Origin of the sequence: Streptomyces sp. NPDC006687 (genome assembly GCF_040636215.1) — a bacterium.
Lineage (GTDB): Bacteria > Actinomycetota > Actinomycetes > Streptomycetales > Streptomycetaceae > Streptomyces.
Genome location: NZ_JBEYJJ010000017.1, coordinates 1 through 18,350, shown reverse-complemented (window position 1 = coordinate 18,350; position 18,350 = coordinate 1). Strand labels below are relative to the sequence as shown.

The following is an 18,350-nucleotide window of genomic DNA, read 5'->3' as shown; positions in this document are numbered from 1 at the left end:
GGGCACTATTTCCGGACCACCGGCCGGAGCCGGACCTTGACCTTGACCCTCCCCTGGACGTCGGGGAGGTGGACGGTCAGCTCGTCCGCGTCGAACTCCTCGTACGGCTTCTCGTCGATCTCCACGGACGCGATCCGCACCGAGCCCGCGGGCAGCAGGTCGGGCGAGACGCGCAGGGTCCGGCCGGGCAGGTCGGTGGGGTCCGGCTGGAAGTGGAAGTCCATCTCCCGGCCGTTGATGAGCAGGTTGTTGTAGACGGCGGCGAGGTAGCACAGCTCCGCCGAGTGGTACATGGACATCGAGTGGCTGCCCTTGAGCCGCTCGGTGCCGAGCAGGTACGGCGTGCCGCTGGCGAGCACGTTGAAGTACACGGCTCCCTCGTCGTGGTCGAGGAAGAAGGTGTTGTAGAACGCCTGCGCCTGGCGTGCCTCGCGCAGGTTCGCCTCGCCGCCGACGGTGCCGTTCAGGATGAGGTAGGCGAGGATCGCCTGCTCCTGCTGCCACCACGCCTTGCGGTCGTGCCAGGCGAAACGATACGTCTCCTGGTCCCCCTCCTTGACCCGCTCCACGACGTCGTACCAGCCGCCGCGCTGGCGGTCGCTGCCGACGGCCGGCATGGTCTCGGCGATCTTCCGGGCGAGTTCCTCGTAGGCGGGCTTGGCCTTCAGCGAGTTCATCCGCATCAGGTTCCAGGCGATCTTCAGGTTGTGCCCGACGACCGCGCGGTTCTGCTGCCAGCTGTGCGCGGTGTCGTGCGACCAGTCGCGGAAGAAGCGCTCCTGGACGAAGGGGCTGTTCTTGTAGTCCGGGAACTTGTCCGCGATGGTGTCGAAGGTGTACTCCAGGAAGTCGGCGTACTTCTGCTCGCCGGTCGCCAGGTACAGGTTGATCAGGTACGCGGGCGCGTGGTCGCCGACCGAGTTCCAGTTCTTGCGCTCGGCGTTCTCGCCGAGGGACTCGTGGTCGGGGCTGAAGAGGATCGGGTCGATGTGGGAGAAGTAGCCTCCCTGCTCGGCGTCGTGGAAGAACTTGTCGAACAGCCGGATGGTGGCGTCGGCGTCGTTCCTGATCCGGGCGTCGCCGGTGATCCGGTAGGTCTGGATCGGGCCGGCGAGGGCGTAGATCTGCTCGTACATCGGGATCGCGTCGTAGTCGTCGGAGAACTCCGAGGTGAACAGCTTGCGTTCGCTGTCCCCGTCGACGCTGATGCCGTGGTACCAGTAGACGACGTCTTCCTCGCTGTCCACGACCCGCATGTGCTTGCGCAGGTACTCGGTGCCGCGTTCGGCGATCTCCAGGTACTCGTCCTTGCCGGTCAGCAGGTAGGCCGAGGCCATGCCGTAGACCAGGCGGGAGATGGTGTCGGTCTCCTGGACGTGGCTGGCGGTCTTGTCGCCGCCGAGCCGGATCTCGGTGCGGTACAGGTCGAAGTCCACCGGCCCGTCACCGAACTGGGCCCGCTTGTAGAAGTCGGCGAGGGACTCGATCTGCTTGACCCACCAGCCGGCCTCCTCGAAGCGGTAGTCCTCGGCGCTGCGGCCGAGGAACACCAGCCGCTTGGCGTCGAAGGTGCCGCCCTGGTCGGGGTAGTGGACCCCGTAGGCGAAGAGCAGCCGGCCCGGGGAGAGCATCTCGTCGACGTGCCCGGAGGCGTCGACGTACGGCTCGTCCAGGTTGCGCACCAGCTCGGCGCTGGGGCCCGAGGCGAGGGAGATGTCGAACTCCCGGTCGTCGGCGGTCCGCAGCCGCAGCAGCCGTGAGGAGGAGTCGAAGCGGACGACATAGCCCGCGATCGTGTCGGAGAAGGAGAAGCCAGGCGTGCCCGCCATGTCATGCACCGTCCTTGTCGTGTGAGCGGTCGTCCTCGAATCCCTGGCTGACCTCGACGATCACCCCGTCGGGATCGCGGACCCAGACGGTCCGCCAGCCGCAGACGAAGTCGTCGAAGTCCATCGGCCCCAGGGTCACGTCGGCCGCGTCGCCCAGTTCCGCGAGGAACGCGTCGACGCTGTCGGTCTGGAAGGCCAGGTGGCGTATCCGGCCCGGGGCCGGCGGGCCGTCGTCGTTCGCCGGCCGCGCCGGGCCGGCCGCCGACTCGAAGAGCTCCAGATACGCGTCCCCCTTGCGCAGGAACACGATCCGGGTCTCCCCGAGGTCGACGACCCGGGCCCGGGCGAAGCCGAAGTAGCGGGTGTAGAACTCCTCGGTGGTCTTCTGGTCGGCGCAGTTGAGGCCCACGTGCGACCAGACCATCCGGCCCGTCACCGGTTCCCCCGGCCCGCCGCGATCAGCTCGATGATCCGGCGGGCGAAGAGGTGGTGGTGGGCGCCGGTGCGGCCGGTGACCAGGTCCCCGTCGACCACCACGTCCTCGTTGACGTACTCGGCGCCCATGTTGCGGACGTCGCCGATGAGGTTGTTGTGGCAGACCACCTTGCGGCCGCGGACCTTCCCGGGGATGGAGGAGGCCAGCCACATGCCGTGGCAGATGATCCCCTTGAGGACGGTCGGCTCCTCGAACGCCCGGCGCAGGAACTCCGTCGCCGGCGCCAGGACGTCCACGTCCTCGGTGTAGCGCAGCCGGTCGGCCACCATGCCCGAGGGGACGATGACGGCGGCGTAGCCGCGCAGCTCCTCGTCGTCCATGCCCTCCAGGGACCGGTTCGCGGTGAAGGGGGCCCGGTACTCGTGGCCGGTGAAGGTGATGGAGTCGTTGCCCCACAGCCGGGTCAGGAAGTCGACCTCGGCGCCCTCCTCGGCGAACCGGTGCTGGTAGTAGAAGATCTCCGGCTCGTAGAAGTCGCTCTCGACCAGGACCGCGATCCGGGTCCCGCTGAGCGCGCCCTCGCGCAGTACGGCGTCAGGCACGTCGGGCCCCCCTGTCGTGTCCGGTGAGGAAGTCCGCCGCGCGCTCGGCGATCATCGCGATGGCGGTGTGGCAGTTGCCCGACGGGACGGCCGGCATGACGCTGGCGTCGGCGACCCGCAGGCCCCGCACGCCGTGCACGCGCAGCTCGGGGTCGACCACGGCGAGGTCGTCGACGCCCATGCGGCAGGAGCCCGCCTGGTGGTGGTAGCTCTCCGCCTTCTGCCGGACGAAGGTCCGCAGGTCCTCGTCGGTGACGGAGCCGGGCCCCGGCTGGAGCTCCTGCTTGTACCAGGGCGAGAAGGCCGAGGTGGCGAAGATCTCCCGGGCCAGCTTGACGCCCTGCACCATCCGCTCCAGGTCCCAGCGGTCGCCCAGGTAGTTGGGGTGGATCAGGGGGTGGGCGAGCGGGTCGGCGCTCGCCAGCCGGATCCAGCCGCGGGAGACCGGGCGGACGACCCCGGGGAGGATGGAGACCGTGTTCGGGTGGTTCTGGCCGACGATCACGTCGAAGGGGACGTGGACGAAGGCGATCTGGAGGTCCGGGGCGGGCAGCCCGGGCCGGGAGGACAGGAACAGCGCGCTCTCCGACAGGTTCTGCGCCGGCGCCGGGAGTTCCTGGGTGACCTCGGCCATCAGCCCGGTCAGGACGTGGTTGTGGAAGTTCTCGCCGACCCCGGGCAGGGCCGCGGTCACCGCGATGCCGTGCTCGCGCAGCTGCTCGGGGTGCCCGATGCCGGAGAGCAGCAGCAGCTTCGGCGACTCGATCGCCCCCGCGGCCACGATCACCTCGCGGCGGGCCCGTACGGTGTGCGGCCCGGGCGCCGGGGCGGTGCTGTGCCCGTCGCGGACCGTACGGCCCGGGACTGCGGCCGGGGGCCGCAGCTGGACGTACTCGACGCCCGTACAGGTGTCCCCGTCGATGATCAGGCGGGTGGACTGCGCGTGGGTGCGCAGGGTGAGGTTGGGGCGGTCGAGGGCCGGCTCCAGGTAGGCGGCGAGGGCGCCCTGGCGGCGGCCGTCGGCCACGTCGATGTGGTGCCAGCCGGCGCCGAAGAGGCCGCGCCGGGGGCCGTCGGTGTTGAAGTCGGCGATCTCCTCGTGGCCGAGCTCCACGGCGGCGTCGATGAAGGCGCGGGAGACCGGGTTGGGGCCGTGCCGCCCGGCGTTGGTGACGCGCTGGGGTCCGCCGGTGCCGGTGGTCGGGGCGGTGACGTCCTCCTGGTCCTCCAGGAGCGCGAAGTACGGCAGCACGTCCTCGTACGCCCAGCCGGCCGCGCCCTGGTAGGCCCAGTTGTCGAAGTCCGAGGCGTGGCCCCGGATGTGCATCATGATGTAGAGGTTGCTGCTGCCGCCGGCGGCCTTGCCGCGCGGTTCGTAGGTGCGGCGGCCCCCCAGGCCCGGCTGCGGGACGCTGGTGTAGCCCCAGTCGACGGGTCCGCCGAGCAGTTTGTACCAGGAGGACGGGTCGTCCACCTCGGGCGGGATGCGGTCGCCGCCGGCCTCCAGGACCAGGACGGAGACGTCCGGGTCGGCGGAGAGGCGGTGGGCGAGGACGCTGCCGGCGGTGCCGGAGCCGACGATCACGTAGTCGTACTGCTCTGTGGCCACGGGTCGCCTCCCCTCAGTCCTGGCTCAGCACCTGGAAGGGGACGGTGTCGTGGTAGTTCGCCATGTAGGCGATCCGGCCGTCCACGATCCGGAAGAAGTTCATGACCTCGGCCTCGATGGCCCGGCCGGAGGGGCTGACGGCGGTGATGTGGGAGACCGCCGCGGCCTTCTCCCCGTCGACCAGGAAGTGCACCGGCTCGTTGCGGAAGACCCGGTACATGGCCCCCATGCCCTTCATCATCGAGCGCAGGGTCTCCAGGCCCTCGATGTGTCCGGCGAGCTGCTCGTCCATGACCTGGTCCTCGGCGAACAGGTCGCACCAGCGGTCCCAGTCGCCGGCGTTGGCGTACTCGTAGTACTTCCGAAGGACTTCGGTCGTGCTCTCTCGGGCGTCCATCGCGTCTCTCATCCCCCTATCGGTCCCTGCGGGTGCCGTCCGGCGCGAAGGGCGCCCAGAACTGGCTGAAGGCACTGGCCGTGTCGCCGAAGAGGCCGTCGCGGCCCTCGACGATCCGCCCGTCCCGCCACCGCATGAAGTGGAAGACCGGGTAGTCCATCCGCTCGTACGGGGAGGTGCCGGACGGGTCCGCGCCGTCCCGCAGTGCGGTGTTGCGGCAGACGTCGGCGCTGCAGTCCTCCCCGGTGAGGACGGCCTCCAGCTCCATGCGGAAGGTGCCGCCGGTGAGCTTGTGGGTCTGGCCCATCAGCTCCAGGAAGGCGTCCAGGCTCTCGTACCAGCCGGCCAGCGGGTGGTTGCCGGGCACCAGCCAGCGCAGGTCCTCGGAGTAGTACTCCAGGATGCGCGCGCGGTCCCCGGAGCCGAGGGCGCGGTAGGCCGCCTCGACCCGTTCGCGGGTCACTTCGGTCATCTCCGCCGCCCCCTCAGAGCGAGCCGGAACCGGGCATCGGCGCCAGTTCGTTGACGGTGTACTGCTTGATCAGCGGTCCGTCCGCGCCCGCGACCATCGTCCAGGTCTGGTCGGCGTCGAAGCCGAGCCACTGGCTGCGGGCGGCCGGCGGGTCCCAGATCTTGGCCTGCCAGTTGACGAGGACCCGGACGATCGCCCGGTCGCCCTCGATGACCGGCTCCACCTTGGTGACCGTGTGCACCTCGTCGAAGAACCGGTGGGTGACGGCCTCGTACCAGCGGCCGAAGCCCTGGTGTCCGAGGAAGGTGTCCTCGGGGACCTTGAACTCCAGGTCCTCGGTGATCAGGGCGAGGACCTGCTCCAGCGGGAGGTGGCGGTCCAGGGCCACGTACCAGTTCTCGGCGAAGGTGCGGATCGCGTCCTCGGTCAGCCGCTCGGCGGGCATGCGGTCTCCTCCTGTTCCTGTTCGGTGGGTCCGGTCGGTTCAGATCTGGACGTCGACGAGGAACGGGCCGGGGTGGGCCAGCATCCGGTCCACGGCGGCCGCCGCCTCGTCCGGCTTCTCCACCCGCGTCCCGTCGGCGCCCAGCGCCCGGGCCAGCCCCGCGAAGTCGATCTCGGGACGGGAGAGGTCGAAGGAGCCCGGGAAGGGGTGTTCGGCGATGTCCCGTTCGCGCCAGTACTGGGCGATGTTGTCGTCGAGCAGCCGGTACTTGCGGTTGTTGCAGACCACGAACTTGGCGTCGATCCCGTGCCGGACCGCCGTCCACAGCGCCTGGTAGGTGTACATCGACCCGCCGTCGCCCGCGAAGCCGACGACGAGCCGGTCCGGGCGGGCCAGCTTGGCGCCGACCGCGCCGGGGAAGCCCACGCCCAGCGAGCCGCCGCGGGTGAGGTGGTAGTCGCCCGGGCGCTCCGGCGGGAGGTAGCGGGTGACCAGCGGGGAGGTGGTCAGCGCCTCGTCGAAGACGATCAGGTCCCCGCGGGTGCGCTCCGCCAGCGTGCGCAGGAAGACGGCCATCGGCGTGTCGTCGTCCGGCGACGGCTGCCGGGCGGCGCGGTCCCGCTCCTGGACGCGTGCCTCCAGCCGCGCGGCCGCCGCCGCCCGCCGGGCCGGGGTGAGCCGCTGTTCCAGTACGCCGGCCAGCGCGCGCAGCGCCTGGCGCGGGTCGGCGGCCAGCCCGAGGTCGACGGGGTGGTTCTTGGCGATCTCGTAGGCGTTCAGGTCGATGTGCACGACCTTGGCGCCGGGCCGGAAGGGGCTCTCCAGTTCGGGGAACACCTCGGGGAAGACGTAGGTGCCGACGATCAGCACCCCGTCCGCCCCGGCGACCAGCTCCTTGCTGTGCGGGCCGAACATGTGGCCGCTCTGGCCGCGTCGCAGCGGGTGCGAGGCCGCGATGTTGACCTCGGAGGAGTCGACCTCGTAGACGTCGGCGCCCAGCAGCTCGGCGACGGCGGCGAGTTCGGCCTGGGCCCCGGAGAGCGAGACCCCGTCCCCGACGAGGACGAGCGGGCGTTCGGCGGCGGCGAGCAGCTCGGCCGCCCGCCCCACGGAGGCCGGCGAGGGCGCGACGTCGGTGAGGGGCACCGTGGCGGGCAGGACGGGCTCGGAGTTGAGCTCGTCCAGCACGTCCATCGGCAGGGCCACGAACACCGGGCCGCGCGGCGGGGTGAGGGCGATCTTCACGGCGCGCCGGATGGTGCGCAGTACGGACCGGGGGTCGGTGACCCGGGTCGCGTACTTGGTGACGGGCTTGGCCATGGCGACCAGGTCGCAGGCCATCTGGGCGTCCATGGCGTCGTAGCGGACCCCGGCGTCGCCGGCGACCACGACCAGCGGGGTGTGGCCGCGCAGCGACTGGTACAGCATCCCGATGCCGTTGCCCAGCCCGACGCCGGAGTGCAGCTGGAGCAGGGCCGCACCCCCGGTGGCCCGGGCGTAGCCGTCGGCGATGCCGGCGGCCACGGTCTCCTGGAGGGCCAGGACGTACTGGAAGTCCGCCGCCGCGTCCACCGCGTCGAGGAATCCCTGTTCCACCGTTCCCGGATTTCCGAACATCACCGTCAGGCCGTCGGCCTTGAACTGCTCGATCAGCCTTTCCCGTCCGGGAGTGGCTTCGGAATTCATCGGACTCCCCCTCTTCCCCTACCACCCGTAACGGGTGAGACCGTTCTCCAGGACTTCCACGATCTTCTGCCCCGTGAGGTACGAGTCGGGGGTGGAGCGGCCGGTGACGAAGGGATAGTCGACAATCACCGAAAGCGGGTGGCCGAAATTCCCGTGATAGGCGCCGCGCGGCCCGGTCGCGTCGCGCAGGATGTACTCCAGCGGGTAAGGCGGCGGCCCCATGTTGAAGTCGGTGCCGAGGAATCCGGTGCCGTCCTTGTAGTCGTACTCCTTGCAGTGGCCGGTGACGTGCTTGCCCCAGATGATGCTCTTGCGGTCGCCCCAGTCGCGGGCGAAGGCCAGGCAGGCCACGCCGTAGCATTCGGCGGCCACGACCTTGCCGGCGTTCTTGAAGGCCAGGATCAGGGCGTGGACCCGCTCGTTGTTGGCGAGGTCGACGATGGGACCGCTGCCCCCGACGATGAGGACCGCGTCGTAGCCGGCGATATCGGCTTCGAGCCTGTCCAGGTCCCGGTGGTACTGCTCCAGCTTGCGCAGGTAGTCGGGGTCGCTCGTGTACGGGCGCTCCGGTACCCACGCCTCGATGTCGAGGGGCGAGTCGAGACGGTTGGACTGCTCGAACTCCCGGCCCAGCCGGGCGTTCTCCTCCGAGGTGACCGAACGGCCCAGCGGGGGGTCGACGTAGCTCGGGTCGAGGCTCGGCGGGAGCGCGTGGGCGCGCTTTCCGGTCGGTGTGGCGAATGTGATCTCGTAGCCCTGCTCGTCGAACGTGGAAACGGGACCGATCAGTTCCTCGGACCAGTAACCGTGTTCGGAGACAATGACCAGAATCTTTCTGCTCACAGATTCCTCCAGGCGCGGCCTGTTGTCGTTTGCGTTCCCCACACTGCGTGCGGCAAGAGCCCGCGTCAAAGGGCCCGAACACTACTTCGTGAGGTAGCGGGCAAGGTGGTGACGACACCTCACCTAGTAGTCCGGGAAGGTCAGGAAGTACCCGCCGGACTTCCTGACCTCGGCCGGATCGCTGAACCATTTCAAGATCCCCGATTTATGGTCTGGACGCGCCATGAGGATGGGGGCGCGCTGGGTCAGGAGCGGGCAGGAGAGGGACGGGGACGATGACGAAGGACCTGATGTGCACACATGTCGACCAGATACGTGCGGTGGAGCCATCGGCCGCGGGCTGTGAGGAGTGCCTGCGCCTGGGGGACGTCTGGGTGCACCTGCGGATGTGCCTGAGCTGCGGGCACGTCGGATGCTGCGACTCCTCCAGGAACCGCCACGCCACCCGCCACTACCGGGCCACCGCCCACCCGATCGCGGCCTCGCACGAGCCCGGTGAGGACTGGGCCTGGTGCTATGCCGACCAGCTGATGCTGGAGCCGGCGTGAACGCGGCCCAGGGGAGCCCCGCCTCCCCCGCCAGGGCCGCCGCGGCCTCCCCGGAGCGGGCCGAGAGCCGCAAGCCCGTGATCCTGGCCGTGGACGACGACCCGCAGGTACTGCGGGCCGTCCGCCGGGACCTGCGCAGCGCCTACGGAGACCGCTACCGGGTGCTGGGCGCCTCCTCGGCGGCCGACGCCCTGAAGATCCTGGACTCCCTCGACGAGCGCGGCCACGACCCCGCGCTGTTCCTCGTCGACCAGCGGATGCCCGACGTCACCGGGGTGGAGTTCCTGCTGGAGGCCGTCAGCCGGTTCCCGGACGCCCGCCGGGTGCTGCTGACGGCGTACGCGGAGACGGACGCGGCCATCACGGCCATCAACCGGGTCCGGCTGGACTACTACCTGCTCAAGCCCTGGGACCCGCCGCACGAGCGGCTCTTCCCCGTGCTGGACGACCTGCTCTCGGACTGGCTGGCCACCTACCGCCCCGCCTACGACGGGATCATCGTCGCGGGCCACCTGGTCTCCCCCGGCACCCACGCCGTCCGGGACTTCTTCACCCGCAACGGGCAGCCCTTCCGCTTCCTGAACGTCGAGCGGGACCCCGAGGCGCTGACCGTGATCGCCGACGCGCAGGCCGGGGCCGCGCTGCCGCTGGTGCGCTTCCCGGACGGCTCGGTGCTCTCCGCCCCCACCGACACCGAACTCGCCCGCCACCTGGGCCTGGCCACCACCGCCTCCCGCCCGCACTACGAATGCGTGATCGTCGGCGCCGGGCCGGCGGGGCTGGCCGCCGGCGTGTACGCCGCCTCCGAGGGGCTGTCCACGCTGATGCTGGACTCCCGCGCCCCGGGCGGCCAGGCCGGCACCTCCAGCCTGATCGAGAACTACCTCGGCTTCCCCTCGGGCCTGTCCGGCGGGGACCTGACCCGCCGGGCCACCATCCAGGCCGCCCGCTTCGGCGCCGAGATCCTGCACCCGGTGGAGGTGGTCTCCCTCACCCGGGACGACCCGGCGAAGATCCTGACCCTGGCGGACGGTACGGAGATCAGCGCGGAGACGGTGCTGCTGGCGACCGGGGTCTCGTACAACCGGCTGCAGGCGCCCGGCGCGGACCGCTTCGAGGGTGCGGGCCTGTACTACGGGGCGGCGACCACGGAGAGCTCGGCCTGCATCTCCCAGCACGTGTTCATCGTGGGCGGCGCCAACTCGGCCGGCCAGGCGGCGGTGCACTTCGCCAAGTACGCGGCCCGGGTGACCATCCTGGTCCGCGCCGCCTCCCTGGACGCGAGCATGTCCCGCTACCTGATCGACGAGATCGAGCGCACCCCGAACATCGAGGTGAAGGTCCGCACGACCGTCACCGCCCTGGACGGCGGGGAGCACCTGGAGCGGATCACCCTGCACGACGCCGACACCGGCGAGGACCGGGAGGTCCCGGCCCGGTTCATGTTCACCTTCATCGGCGCCCGCCCGCACACGGACTGGCTGGCGGGGGTGGTCGAGCGCGACGAGTACGGCTTCGTCCTCACCGGCTCCGACCTGATCGCCAACGGCGGGGAACTCCCGGCGGAGTGGAGCCTGGAGCGCGCGCCCTACCCGCTGGAGACCAGCGTCCCCGGGGTCTTCGCGGCGGGCGACGTACGGGCCCACTCGGTCAAGCGGGTCGCCTCGGGCGTGGGCGAGGGGGCGATGGCGGTCTCGCTGGTCCACCGCTACCGCTCGATGGGCTGAGAGCGAACGCGAGGACCCGTACGGCGCCGGACCCTTGCGATCACAGGGAGAGCGGATGCAACGTTGATTACATGATTACAGCCGAACAGAGCGAGAAGCTCCGCGCGTGGTTCGCCGAGCGCCTGCCGGTGGACGTCTACGAGTCCCTCGTCTCGGTCACCGTCGACCGGGAGGAGATCACGGTGGTCGGGACCCTCCCCGCCTCCGAGTCGGTCGCGGAGTTCCGCGAGCGCACCCGCGAGCAGCGCGTGGAGGTGGCCCGCGAGGCCGAGGAGCTCTACCGGCGCAAGGTCGCCTGGGGCGTGCGGGCGGGTGAGGAGACCGTCCTCTTCACCCACCTCGCGGTCCCCGTCATGACCCGCCTGCGCCAGTCCGAGCGCCAGGTGCTCGACACCCTGGTCGCCGGCGGGGTGGCGCGCAGCCGGGCGGACGCCCTGGCCTGGTGCGTCCGCCTCGTCGGGGAGAACACCGACGCGTGGCTGCGGGAGCTGCGCGAGTCCCTCGACGAGGTCCGCCGCGTCCGCGCGCAGGGCCCCGACCTCCAGAAGTCTCAGCCGGAGTGACGCGATTGCGCACCGGGTACCGATGATCCCGGAGAGGATCCGGGGGACGACCTGATCCCAGGGAGAGGCACGCACACACATGACCACCACCGTCGAGTACATCCGCTACCGGATCGCCTCGCAGGACCAGCAGGCGTTCGAGGAGGCGTACGCGCGCGCGGCCGAGGCCCTGGCCGCCGCGCCCGAGTGCATCGACTACGAGCTGGCCCACAACACCGAGGACACCGAGCGGTACATCCTGCGGATCCGCTGGACCTCGGTCGACGCCCACCTCAACGGCTTCCGCAAGGGCGAGCACTTCCCGGCGTTCTTCCAGGCGATCCGGCCGTACGTGACGCAGATCGAGGAGATGCAGCACTACTCCGTCACCGACGTCGTCGGCCCGGGAAAGGCCGCCGGCCAGTCATGAGCACCACGCCCACGATCTACGAGTGGATGGGTGGTGAGCAGGCCATGCGGCGGCTCACCGACGTCTTCTACGCGCACGCCCTGCAGGACGAGATCCTGGCCCCGGTCTTCGCGGGCATGGACGCGGAGCACCCGCAGCACGTCGCGGTCTGGCTGTCGGAGGTCTTCGGCGGCCCGGCCGACTACTCCGCGCACCACGGCGGCCACATGCACATGGCCACCAAGCACCTGGGGCGCGGCATCACCGAGCAGCAGCGACGCCGCTGGGTGGACCTGCTGCTGGACACGGCCGACGAGGTCGGCCTCCCGACGGACCCCGAGTTCCGGGCGGTGTTCGTCTACTACATCGAGTGGGGCACCCGGATGGCCCTGATCTACTCGGGACCCAACCCGCCGCCGGTGGACGCGGCCAAGGTGCCGGTCTGGGGCTGGGGCCAGACCCCGCCCTGGATCCCGAAGGCGGCCCAGGCGGAGTGACGCCCCGGGCGGGGGCCGGCCTCGTGGCCGGCCCCCGCCCGGCGTCGCGGTCCTACGACGGGGGGCCGGCGAGCAGCACCGTCAGCCCGGGCGCTCCGTCCTGCCGCCGCCAGAACTCCGCCGCCTCCTGGAGGATCTCCTGGAGGGTGGCCCAGTCCTCGGGGCGTTCGGCGGCGTACCCGCGCCAGGAGGTCACCGCCAGCAGCCGCCCGGGGGCGTCCGGCAGCCAGGACAGGTCGGCCAGCGCGTCGGCCAGCGCGTCCCAGTTCCCGCCGAACCACTCCGGCACGCGCAGCGCCGCCGCGCAGCGCCGCATCAGCGCCGCCTTGCTCCGTACGCCGTCCAGGTCCAGCCGTACGGTGCTCCAGCCGGCCTCCTCGGCGGCGGCCAGGGCGGGGTCGAGCGGCCGGGGGTCGAGGGTCATCGGAGAACCGCCTTGAAGGTCTGGTAGTGGTCGTCCGTGTAGTAGAACTCCCCGCCCTGGCCCGTGACGATCCGGCGGGCCCCCCGGTCGCGTTCCCCGGGGGTCCTGACCGTGTACTCGTGGTAGTAGCCGCGCCGGCGCTGCGGCAGGACCTTCTCGAAGTTCCCGAACACGGTCCCGTCCTGCCGGTAGGCGTACGGGCCGCCCTGGTCGATCAGGGCGAGCACCTCGCGTGCCTGCGGCGGCAGCGCGCCGGCCCGTACGGTGGCCATCCCCTTCGCCCACGCGGGGGCGGGAGCACTGCTGGCGCCGGCCCGCGTACCGGCGGGCGCGGCCGGCCGGGAGCCGCCGCCGCAGGCGGCGACCCCGGCCAGGGCCAGGCACAGCAACAGCGCGCCCAGTACGCGCAGCGCCGACCGGGGCACGCTCCGAAGCATCATGCGCCGATCGTGCCAAAGATGCGGGTGGCGGGCGAGTCGCCGGGCGGGCCCCGTCTAGAGGTCGTCCGGGTCGGCCCGCTCCAGCGCCGGACGCAGCCCCGGGGCGGACTCCGTCAGCAGGTAGTCCGCCACCGCCGTGTCCGTCACCAGGCTGGTCACGAGCCCGGAGCGGAGCACCGCCCCGATCGCGGCGGCCTTGCGCAGCCCGCCCGCGATCGCCACGACCTCGGGGATCCGGCGCAGCCGGTCGGCCTCGACGGTGATGCACCGCTCGCCGAGGTCGCGGCCGACCCGGCGGCCCTCCGCGTCGAACAGGTGGGCCGACATCTCGGCCGCCACGCCCAGGGAGGCGTAGTGCGCCCGCTCCTCGTCGGTGAGCATGTCGTGCACGGTGGAGATGCCCGGCTCCCAGGAGCCGATGGACACGGCCGCCACGGTGACCTTGTCGAAGTACTCGAAGGCCCGCGCGATGCCCGTCTGGCTGCGCAGCGCCGACGCCGTCGCCGGGTCCGGCAGCAGCATCGGCGCGTAGATGGGGTGCGCGTCCCCGCCGGAGACCTGCGCGGCACGCCGGACGGCCTCCACCGAGCCGCGCTCGGCGGTGCCCGCGTCGTACACCCCGGTCAGCTGGACGACCGTGCAGGGCGGCAGCCGGTGGAGGGAGGCGGCCATGTGGATGGTCGACCGGCCCCAGGCCAGCCCGAGGACATCGCCCTCGTTGACGAGTTCGCCCAGCAGATCGGCCGCGACCGCCCCGAGGTTCTCCGGGTCGGGCGCGTCCTCGCTGGCGTCGGCCGGGGACTCGACCACGACGGCGTGCCGCAGCCCGTACCGGGCGCGGAGCGCGTCGGAGCGCTCGGCGTCCAGTTCCGCCGGTACCCGGATCTCGATGCGCACGAGGTCACGTTCGAGGGCGGTCTCCAGGACCCGGGCCACCTTGAAGCGGCTCACGCCGAACTCCTCGGCGATCTGGATCTTGGACTTGCCCTCCAGGTAGAAGCGGCGCGCCATGGCCGCCGCCTGCACCAGCTCCGCGGGTCCCATCCGCAGGGCTGACCGTCCCGCCGACATTGCAGACACCGCGCTCTCCTCACTGCTGTTCACACTGTCGTGTTCACACTCTCGACTCGCCGTTCATCCTGTCAGATCCAACGGCCATTGATCAGCCTGGACGACATCCGTTCACCGAGCTGTTCACCAACGCTTGGCTCAGTGGTCGCAGGCCCAGGGCGCCGCGGCGATCGCCGCACCCGCCTGGTCACGCAGCGTCCGCACCGCGGCGGCCGGATCGGGCGCCCCGTAGACCGCGCTGCCGGCCACGAACACGTCCGCGCCGGCCTCCGCGGCCCGCTCGATGGTGCCGGCCGAGACCCCGCCGTCCACCTGGAGCCACAGGTCCAGTCCGTGCTTGGCGATCAGCTCCCTGGTCCGGCGGACCTTCGGCAGCATGATGTCCAGGAAGGACTGGCCGCCGAAGCCGGGCTCGACGGTCATGATCAGCACCATGTCGAGCTCGGGGAGGATGTCCTCGTACTGCTCGATCGGCGTGCCCGGCTTGAGCGCCATCGCCGCCCGGGCGCCCAGGGCCCGGATCTCACGGGCCAGGCGCACCGGGGCGGCGGCGGCCTCGGCGTGAAAGGTCACCGAGCCGGCGCCCGCCTCCACGTACTGCGGCGCCCAGCGGTCCGGGTCCTCGATCATCAGGTGCAGGTCGAGCGGGATGTCCGTGGCGCGGCTCAAGGACTCCACGACCGGCACGCCGAGGGTGAGGTTCGGGACGAAATGGTTGTCCATGACGTCGACGTGCAGCCAGTCGGCCCCCGCGACGGCCCTGGCCTCCTCGGCGAGACGGGCGAAGTCGGCGGACAGGATGCTGGGATTGATCTGAACGGCCATGCCCCCAAGCCTGCCATGCCCCCGGCCACTTCAGGCCACGCCCCCGCAAGTCCGCCGGGCCCCCGGCGCCGCCCGCCGTTACGCGGTGCGGCGCAGGAGGGCCAGGTACATGGCGTCCGTGCCGTGGAGGTGGGGCCACAGCTGGACGTCCGGGCCGTCACCGAGGGCCGGTACGCCCTCCATGTACGGGCGGGCGTCGATCAGTTCGGCCGCCACCGGCAGCCGGCCCGCGCCCCGGCCCTTGAGGACGTCGTCCACCACCACCCGGGTCTCCGCCAGGTGCGGGGAGCAGGTCGCGTAGCCGACGACGCCGCCGACCCGCACCGCCGCCAGGGCCTCGCGCAGCAGGCCGCGCTGGAGCGGCGCGAAGCCCTCCAGGTCCTGCGGGCGCCGCCGCCAGCGGGCCTCCGGGCGGCGCCGCAGCGCGCCCAGGCCGGAGCAGGGGACGTCCACCAGCACCCGGTCGAAGGAGCCCGGCCGCCACGGCGGACGGGTGCCGTCGGCGGCGATGACCTGGTACGGGCCCGGGTTGCCGGCCAGCGCCCGCTCCACCAGGCGCGCCCGGTGCGGCTGCTTCTCCGAGGCCAGCAGGAAGGCCCCGCGCTGCGCGGCGAGCGCGCCCAGCAGCGCCGCCTTGCCGCCCGGGCCCGCGCAGCCGTCCAGCCAGCGCTCGTCGCGGCCCTCGACCGGGGCCGCCGCCAGGGCCATGGCCACCAGCTGGCTGCCCTCGTCCTGGACGCCGGCGCGCCCCTCGCGGACCGCCTCCAGCGCGCCCGGCTCGCCGCCCTCGGCCATCCGGACCGCGTACGGGGACCAGCGGCCGGGCAGCGCCGACTCCTCGCCGAGCGCCTCCACCAGCTCCTCGGGGGTGGACCGGCCGGGCCGGGCCACCAGCGTGACCTCGGGCCGCTCGTTGTCGGCCTCCAGGAGGTCCTCGATCCCGGCGCGGCCGCCGCCCAGGGCGTCCCAGAGGGCGCTGACCACCCAGCGGGGGTGGGAGTGGTAGACGGCGAGGTGTTCCTCGGCGTCCTCCTCGTACGGCGGCGCGACCCGCTCCAGCCAGCCGTCCAGGTCATGCGCGGTGATCTTGCGCAGGACCGCGTTCACGAACTTCGCCCGCCCGTCGCCGAGCACCACCCGGGCCAGCTCCACGCTCGCGGAGACCGCCGCGTGCGGGGGGATGCGGGTGGCCAGGAGCTGGTGCGCGCCGAGCGACAGGACGTCCAGGACCGGCGGGTCCACCTCGCGCAGCGGCCGGTCGACGCAGGCGGAGATGATCGCGTCGTAGGTGCCCTGGCGGCGCAGGGTCCCGTAGACCAGCTCGGTGGCCAGGGCCGCGTCGCGCGCCTGGAAGCTCTCGTCCTGGCGGGCCTTCTTCAGCAGCGGGGGCAGGACGAGGTTCGCGTACGCGTCGCGCTCGTCCACCGCCCGCAGCACCTCGAAGGCGAGCATCCGGACGGGGTCCTTCTGGGGACGGCGGTAGGGCTTGGCCGACCGGCCGCCCGCGGCGGGGCTGCGACGGGGCTGGGGGGACTTTTCGCTCACGTGGAAGGTGCTCCGGAGGTACGAGGTGCTACGGGGTACTGCGGGCCTGCGGGGTACCGCGGCGCCCCGGCACGGCGGGGACGCGGACGGGTTCAGCCTACGTCGGCCGCGCCCAGGCGCTCACCGGGAGCGATGCGCACCCCGCGGGCCCAGTCGGCGCCCTTCATCGGCTTCTTGCCCTGCGGCTGCACCCAGAGCAGCTCGACGGCGTGCGAGCCGGTGCCGACGTACACGTTGTTCTTGGCCGGGGCCAGCACGCCGGGCGCGAGGTCCGTGCGGTCGGGGACCAGCCCGACGGAGATCAGCTTGAGGCGCTCCCCGCGGAAGACGGTCCAGGCGCCCGGCGCCGGGGTGCAGCCGCGCACGACGCGGTCGGCGCGCAGCGCGGGGGCGTTCCAGTCGACGTGGGCGTCCTCGACGGTGATCTTCGGCGCGAGGGAGACGCCCTCGGCGGGCTGCTCGACGGCGCGCAGGCTGCCGTCCTCGATGCCGTCCATGGTCGCGGTCAGCAGCCCGGCGCCGGCGAAGGCGAGGCGGGTCAGCAGGTCGCCGCTGGTGTCGGTCGGGCGGATCTCCTCGGTGAGGACCCCGAAGACCGGGCCGGTGTCGAGCCCCTCCTCGATACGGAAGGTGGAGGCCCCGCTGACCTGGTCACCGGCCATGATCGACCGCTGGACGGGGGCGGCGCCGCGCCAGGCGGGCAGCAGGGAGAAGTGCAGGTTGACCCACCCGTGGACGGGGATGTCCAGGGCGCTCTTGGGGATCAGGGCGCCGTAGGCGACGACGGGGCAGCAGTCCGGGGCGATCTCCCGCAGCCGCTCCTGGAACTCCGGGTCGCGCGGGCGTACGGGCTTGAGGACCTCGATACCGGCCTCCTCGGCGCGCTCGGCGACCGGGCTGGCGACCATCCGGCGGCCACGGCCGGCCGGTGCGTCGGGCCGGGTGACGACGGCCGCGACCTCGTGGCGCCCGGAGGCGATCAGGGCGTCCAGGGCGGGCACGGCGACCTCGGGGGTGCCTGCGAAGACCAGCTTCACTGGGTCCTACCTCGCTATCTCGGCATCAGCAACGGTCCAGTCTAGGGTGCGGGGCCCCGCGCGCCCGCCCGCGGGAGGCGGGGGCGTACGCACACACACGCGCCTCTCGCATATGCCGACACGCCCCCAGGGCGTGACCTGGGGGCATGTCGGAGCGTTGGTCAAGAGAGATTGACCGAAACGGGCCGCGAATCTGAACGGTGTCTGCGGCCCGATCCGCTCTTCAGCACCGGTTCGAGAGGCTTCTCCATGGCCGACCACGCCACCCATGACGCCCAAGCACGGGCCAGCCTGCACCTCCTGGTGCGGGACATCGAGCGGGTTCGCCGGCAGGTGGACGCACTGCGTACGCTCACCGCCCAGCTCGGCAACGTGTACCGCCCGCGCCGCTCCGGGCCCTCCACGGGCTTCGTCGTCTACGGCCGGGCCCCCGCGCCGACCGTCCGGCTCGCCCAGGAGCTGCGGGACAGCGTCGAGACGCTCGTCACCGCCGCGGTGGACTTCGACCGGTCCCTCGGCTTCTCCTGGGACGCGGTCGGCTCGGCGCTCGGGGTCACCAAGCAGGCCGTGCACCGCCGGTACGGGGCCCGGCGCGCGCAGGCCGCCGAGGCGGCGGATCCGCTGGCCGAGGGCGCGGCCGCCGCCGCCGCGACGCGGACGCTGGGTCCCCTGCCCACCATCCCGGCGGCCCGTTCGGTACCGCCGCAACCGGTACGCGAGGACACGACCCCCCGCCAGGGCGCCTTCCCCGGCCCCCGCAACGCCTGACCCCCACCGCCGGGACGCCGACCCCCGACGACCGAGCCCCGCAGGCCCCGCCCCAAGGCCAACCCTGCGGGGCTCTCCCCTACCCGCCCTTCCCCCGTTCCCCGGTCGTTGGTGGTCTCGGCGGCCTGCTGGGTGGAACAGCCGAGGAAGGTCTCCAGCACCAGGACGGCGTTGGACAGTTCGCCCTCGTCGGCGACC

General features: G+C 72.1%; 21 protein-coding genes. 6 read left to right on the top strand and 15 right to left on the bottom strand.

From position 1 onward, the window contains the following. Window positions 1-5 precede the first annotated feature (5 nt). From ABZ716_RS20565 to ABZ716_RS20525, 9 genes are read right to left on the bottom strand one after another with little or no spacing between them, the layout of a single operon-like run. A complete protein-coding gene (locus ABZ716_RS20565; RefSeq protein WP_358960639.1) occupies window positions 6-1,829 on the bottom strand; it encodes an AGE family epimerase/isomerase in 1,824 nt (607 codons plus the stop codon). Between the two features lies 1 nt (window position 1,830). Next, window positions 1,831-2,253, bottom strand: a complete 423-nt coding sequence (locus ABZ716_RS20560) for a VOC family protein (RefSeq protein ID WP_358813395.1) — start codon at window positions 2,251-2,253, stop codon at window positions 1,831-1,833. A gap of 8 nt (window positions 2,254-2,261) precedes the next feature. Continuing rightward, the gene (locus ABZ716_RS20555) at window positions 2,262-2,867 is read right to left on the bottom strand and encodes a DJ-1/PfpI family protein (RefSeq protein ID WP_351888695.1); all 606 of its coding nucleotides are present in this window, start codon (window positions 2,865-2,867) and stop codon (window positions 2,262-2,264) included. Then, window positions 2,860-4,476: a GMC oxidoreductase gene (locus ABZ716_RS20550; protein ID WP_358813394.1), complete on the bottom strand. Its 1,617-nt coding sequence runs from the start codon at window positions 4,474-4,476 to the stop codon at window positions 2,860-2,862. Before ABZ716_RS20550 ends, ABZ716_RS20555 begins: the two co-directional genes overlap by 8 nt. Window positions 4,477-4,489: 13 nt before the next feature. Continuing rightward, complete coding sequence (locus tag ABZ716_RS20545; protein ID WP_358813393.1) at window positions 4,490-4,873, bottom strand: nuclear transport factor 2 family protein; 384 nt, start codon at window positions 4,871-4,873, stop codon at window positions 4,490-4,492. A 16-nt stretch (window positions 4,874-4,889) separates the two neighbouring features. Continuing rightward, window positions 4,890-5,345 (bottom strand): nuclear transport factor 2 family protein, encoded by a 456-nt coding sequence (locus ABZ716_RS20540; RefSeq protein ID WP_351888704.1) that lies wholly within the window; start codon window positions 5,343-5,345, stop codon window positions 4,890-4,892. A 13-nt stretch (window positions 5,346-5,358) separates the two neighbouring features. After that, a complete protein-coding gene (locus ABZ716_RS20535; RefSeq protein ID WP_358813392.1) occupies window positions 5,359-5,790 on the bottom strand; it encodes a nuclear transport factor 2 family protein in 432 nt (143 codons plus the stop codon). Window positions 5,791-5,829: 39 nt separating this feature from the next. Next, window positions 5,830-7,476, bottom strand: a complete 1,647-nt coding sequence (locus ABZ716_RS20530; RefSeq protein ID WP_351888710.1) for a thiamine pyrophosphate-binding protein — start codon at window positions 7,474-7,476, stop codon at window positions 5,830-5,832. 18 nt (window positions 7,477-7,494) lie between these two features. Then, window positions 7,495-8,319 carry a type 1 glutamine amidotransferase domain-containing protein gene (locus tag ABZ716_RS20525; RefSeq protein WP_358960636.1) on the bottom strand — a complete coding sequence of 275 codons (825 nt, stop codon included), beginning with the start codon at window positions 8,317-8,319 and terminating at the stop codon, window positions 7,495-7,497. A gap of 275 nt (window positions 8,320-8,594) precedes the next feature. On the opposite strand from ABZ716_RS20525, the gene ABZ716_RS20520 reads away from it, so the two are divergent. From ABZ716_RS20520 to ABZ716_RS20500, 5 genes are all read left to right on the top strand, one after another. Next, entirely contained in the window at window positions 8,595-8,867 is a 273-nt protein-coding gene (locus ABZ716_RS20520; protein WP_351888715.1) for a UBP-type zinc finger domain-containing protein, read from the top strand. Further along, entirely contained in the window at window positions 8,864-10,594 is a 1,731-nt protein-coding gene (locus ABZ716_RS20515) for an FAD-dependent oxidoreductase (RefSeq protein ID WP_351888718.1), read from the top strand. The genes ABZ716_RS20520 and ABZ716_RS20515 overlap by 4 nt, the downstream gene beginning before the upstream one ends. 71 nt (window positions 10,595-10,665) lie before the next feature. After that, a complete protein-coding gene (locus ABZ716_RS20510; RefSeq protein ID WP_358960632.1) occupies window positions 10,666-11,157 on the top strand; it encodes a hypothetical protein in 492 nt (163 codons plus the stop codon). A gap of 79 nt (window positions 11,158-11,236) precedes the next feature. Beyond that, window positions 11,237-11,566, top strand: a complete 330-nt coding sequence (locus ABZ716_RS20505; RefSeq protein WP_351888723.1) for an antibiotic biosynthesis monooxygenase — start codon at window positions 11,237-11,239, stop codon at window positions 11,564-11,566. Then, entirely contained in the window at window positions 11,563-12,042 is a 480-nt protein-coding gene (locus ABZ716_RS20500; protein WP_351888725.1) for a group II truncated hemoglobin, read from the top strand. Before ABZ716_RS20505 ends, ABZ716_RS20500 begins: the two co-directional genes overlap by 4 nt. Window positions 12,043-12,094: 52 nt before the next feature. Here ABZ716_RS20500 and ABZ716_RS20495 read toward each other — a convergent pair whose 3' ends face one another. The 6 genes from ABZ716_RS20495 to fmt form a co-directional block, all read right to left on the bottom strand. Then, a complete protein-coding gene (locus ABZ716_RS20495) occupies window positions 12,095-12,466 on the bottom strand; it encodes a barstar family protein (RefSeq protein ID WP_351888728.1) in 372 nt (123 codons plus the stop codon). Continuing rightward, a complete protein-coding gene (locus ABZ716_RS20490; protein ID WP_358960630.1) occupies window positions 12,463-12,906 on the bottom strand; it encodes a ribonuclease domain-containing protein in 444 nt (147 codons plus the stop codon). Before ABZ716_RS20490 ends, ABZ716_RS20495 begins: the two co-directional genes overlap by 4 nt. A gap of 54 nt (window positions 12,907-12,960) precedes the next feature. Further along, window positions 12,961-13,977: a sugar-binding domain-containing protein gene (locus tag ABZ716_RS20485; protein ID WP_358813461.1), complete on the bottom strand. Its 1,017-nt coding sequence runs from the start codon at window positions 13,975-13,977 to the stop codon at window positions 12,961-12,963. Between the two features lie 138 nt (window positions 13,978-14,115). After that, window positions 14,116-14,802: a ribulose-phosphate 3-epimerase gene (gene rpe, locus ABZ716_RS20480; protein ID WP_351888734.1), complete on the bottom strand. Its 687-nt coding sequence runs from the start codon at window positions 14,800-14,802 to the stop codon at window positions 14,116-14,118. A 78-nt stretch (window positions 14,803-14,880) separates the two neighbouring features. Next, a complete protein-coding gene (locus ABZ716_RS20475; RefSeq protein WP_358813388.1) occupies window positions 14,881-16,347 on the bottom strand; it encodes a transcription antitermination factor NusB in 1,467 nt (488 codons plus the stop codon). A gap of 92 nt (window positions 16,348-16,439) precedes the next feature. Continuing rightward, window positions 16,440-17,384, bottom strand: coding sequence for a methionyl-tRNA formyltransferase (fmt, locus tag ABZ716_RS20470; protein WP_358960627.1), 945 nt, complete (start codon window positions 17,382-17,384; stop codon window positions 16,440-16,442). Between the two features lie 249 nt (window positions 17,385-17,633). Here fmt and ABZ716_RS20465 point away from each other — a divergent pair, with 249 nt between their 5' ends. Then, on the top strand, window positions 17,634-18,152 hold the full coding sequence (locus tag ABZ716_RS20465; RefSeq protein ID WP_358960625.1) for a hypothetical protein: 519 nt from the start codon (window positions 17,634-17,636) through the stop codon (window positions 18,150-18,152). Window positions 18,153-18,350: the final 198 nt, after the last annotated feature.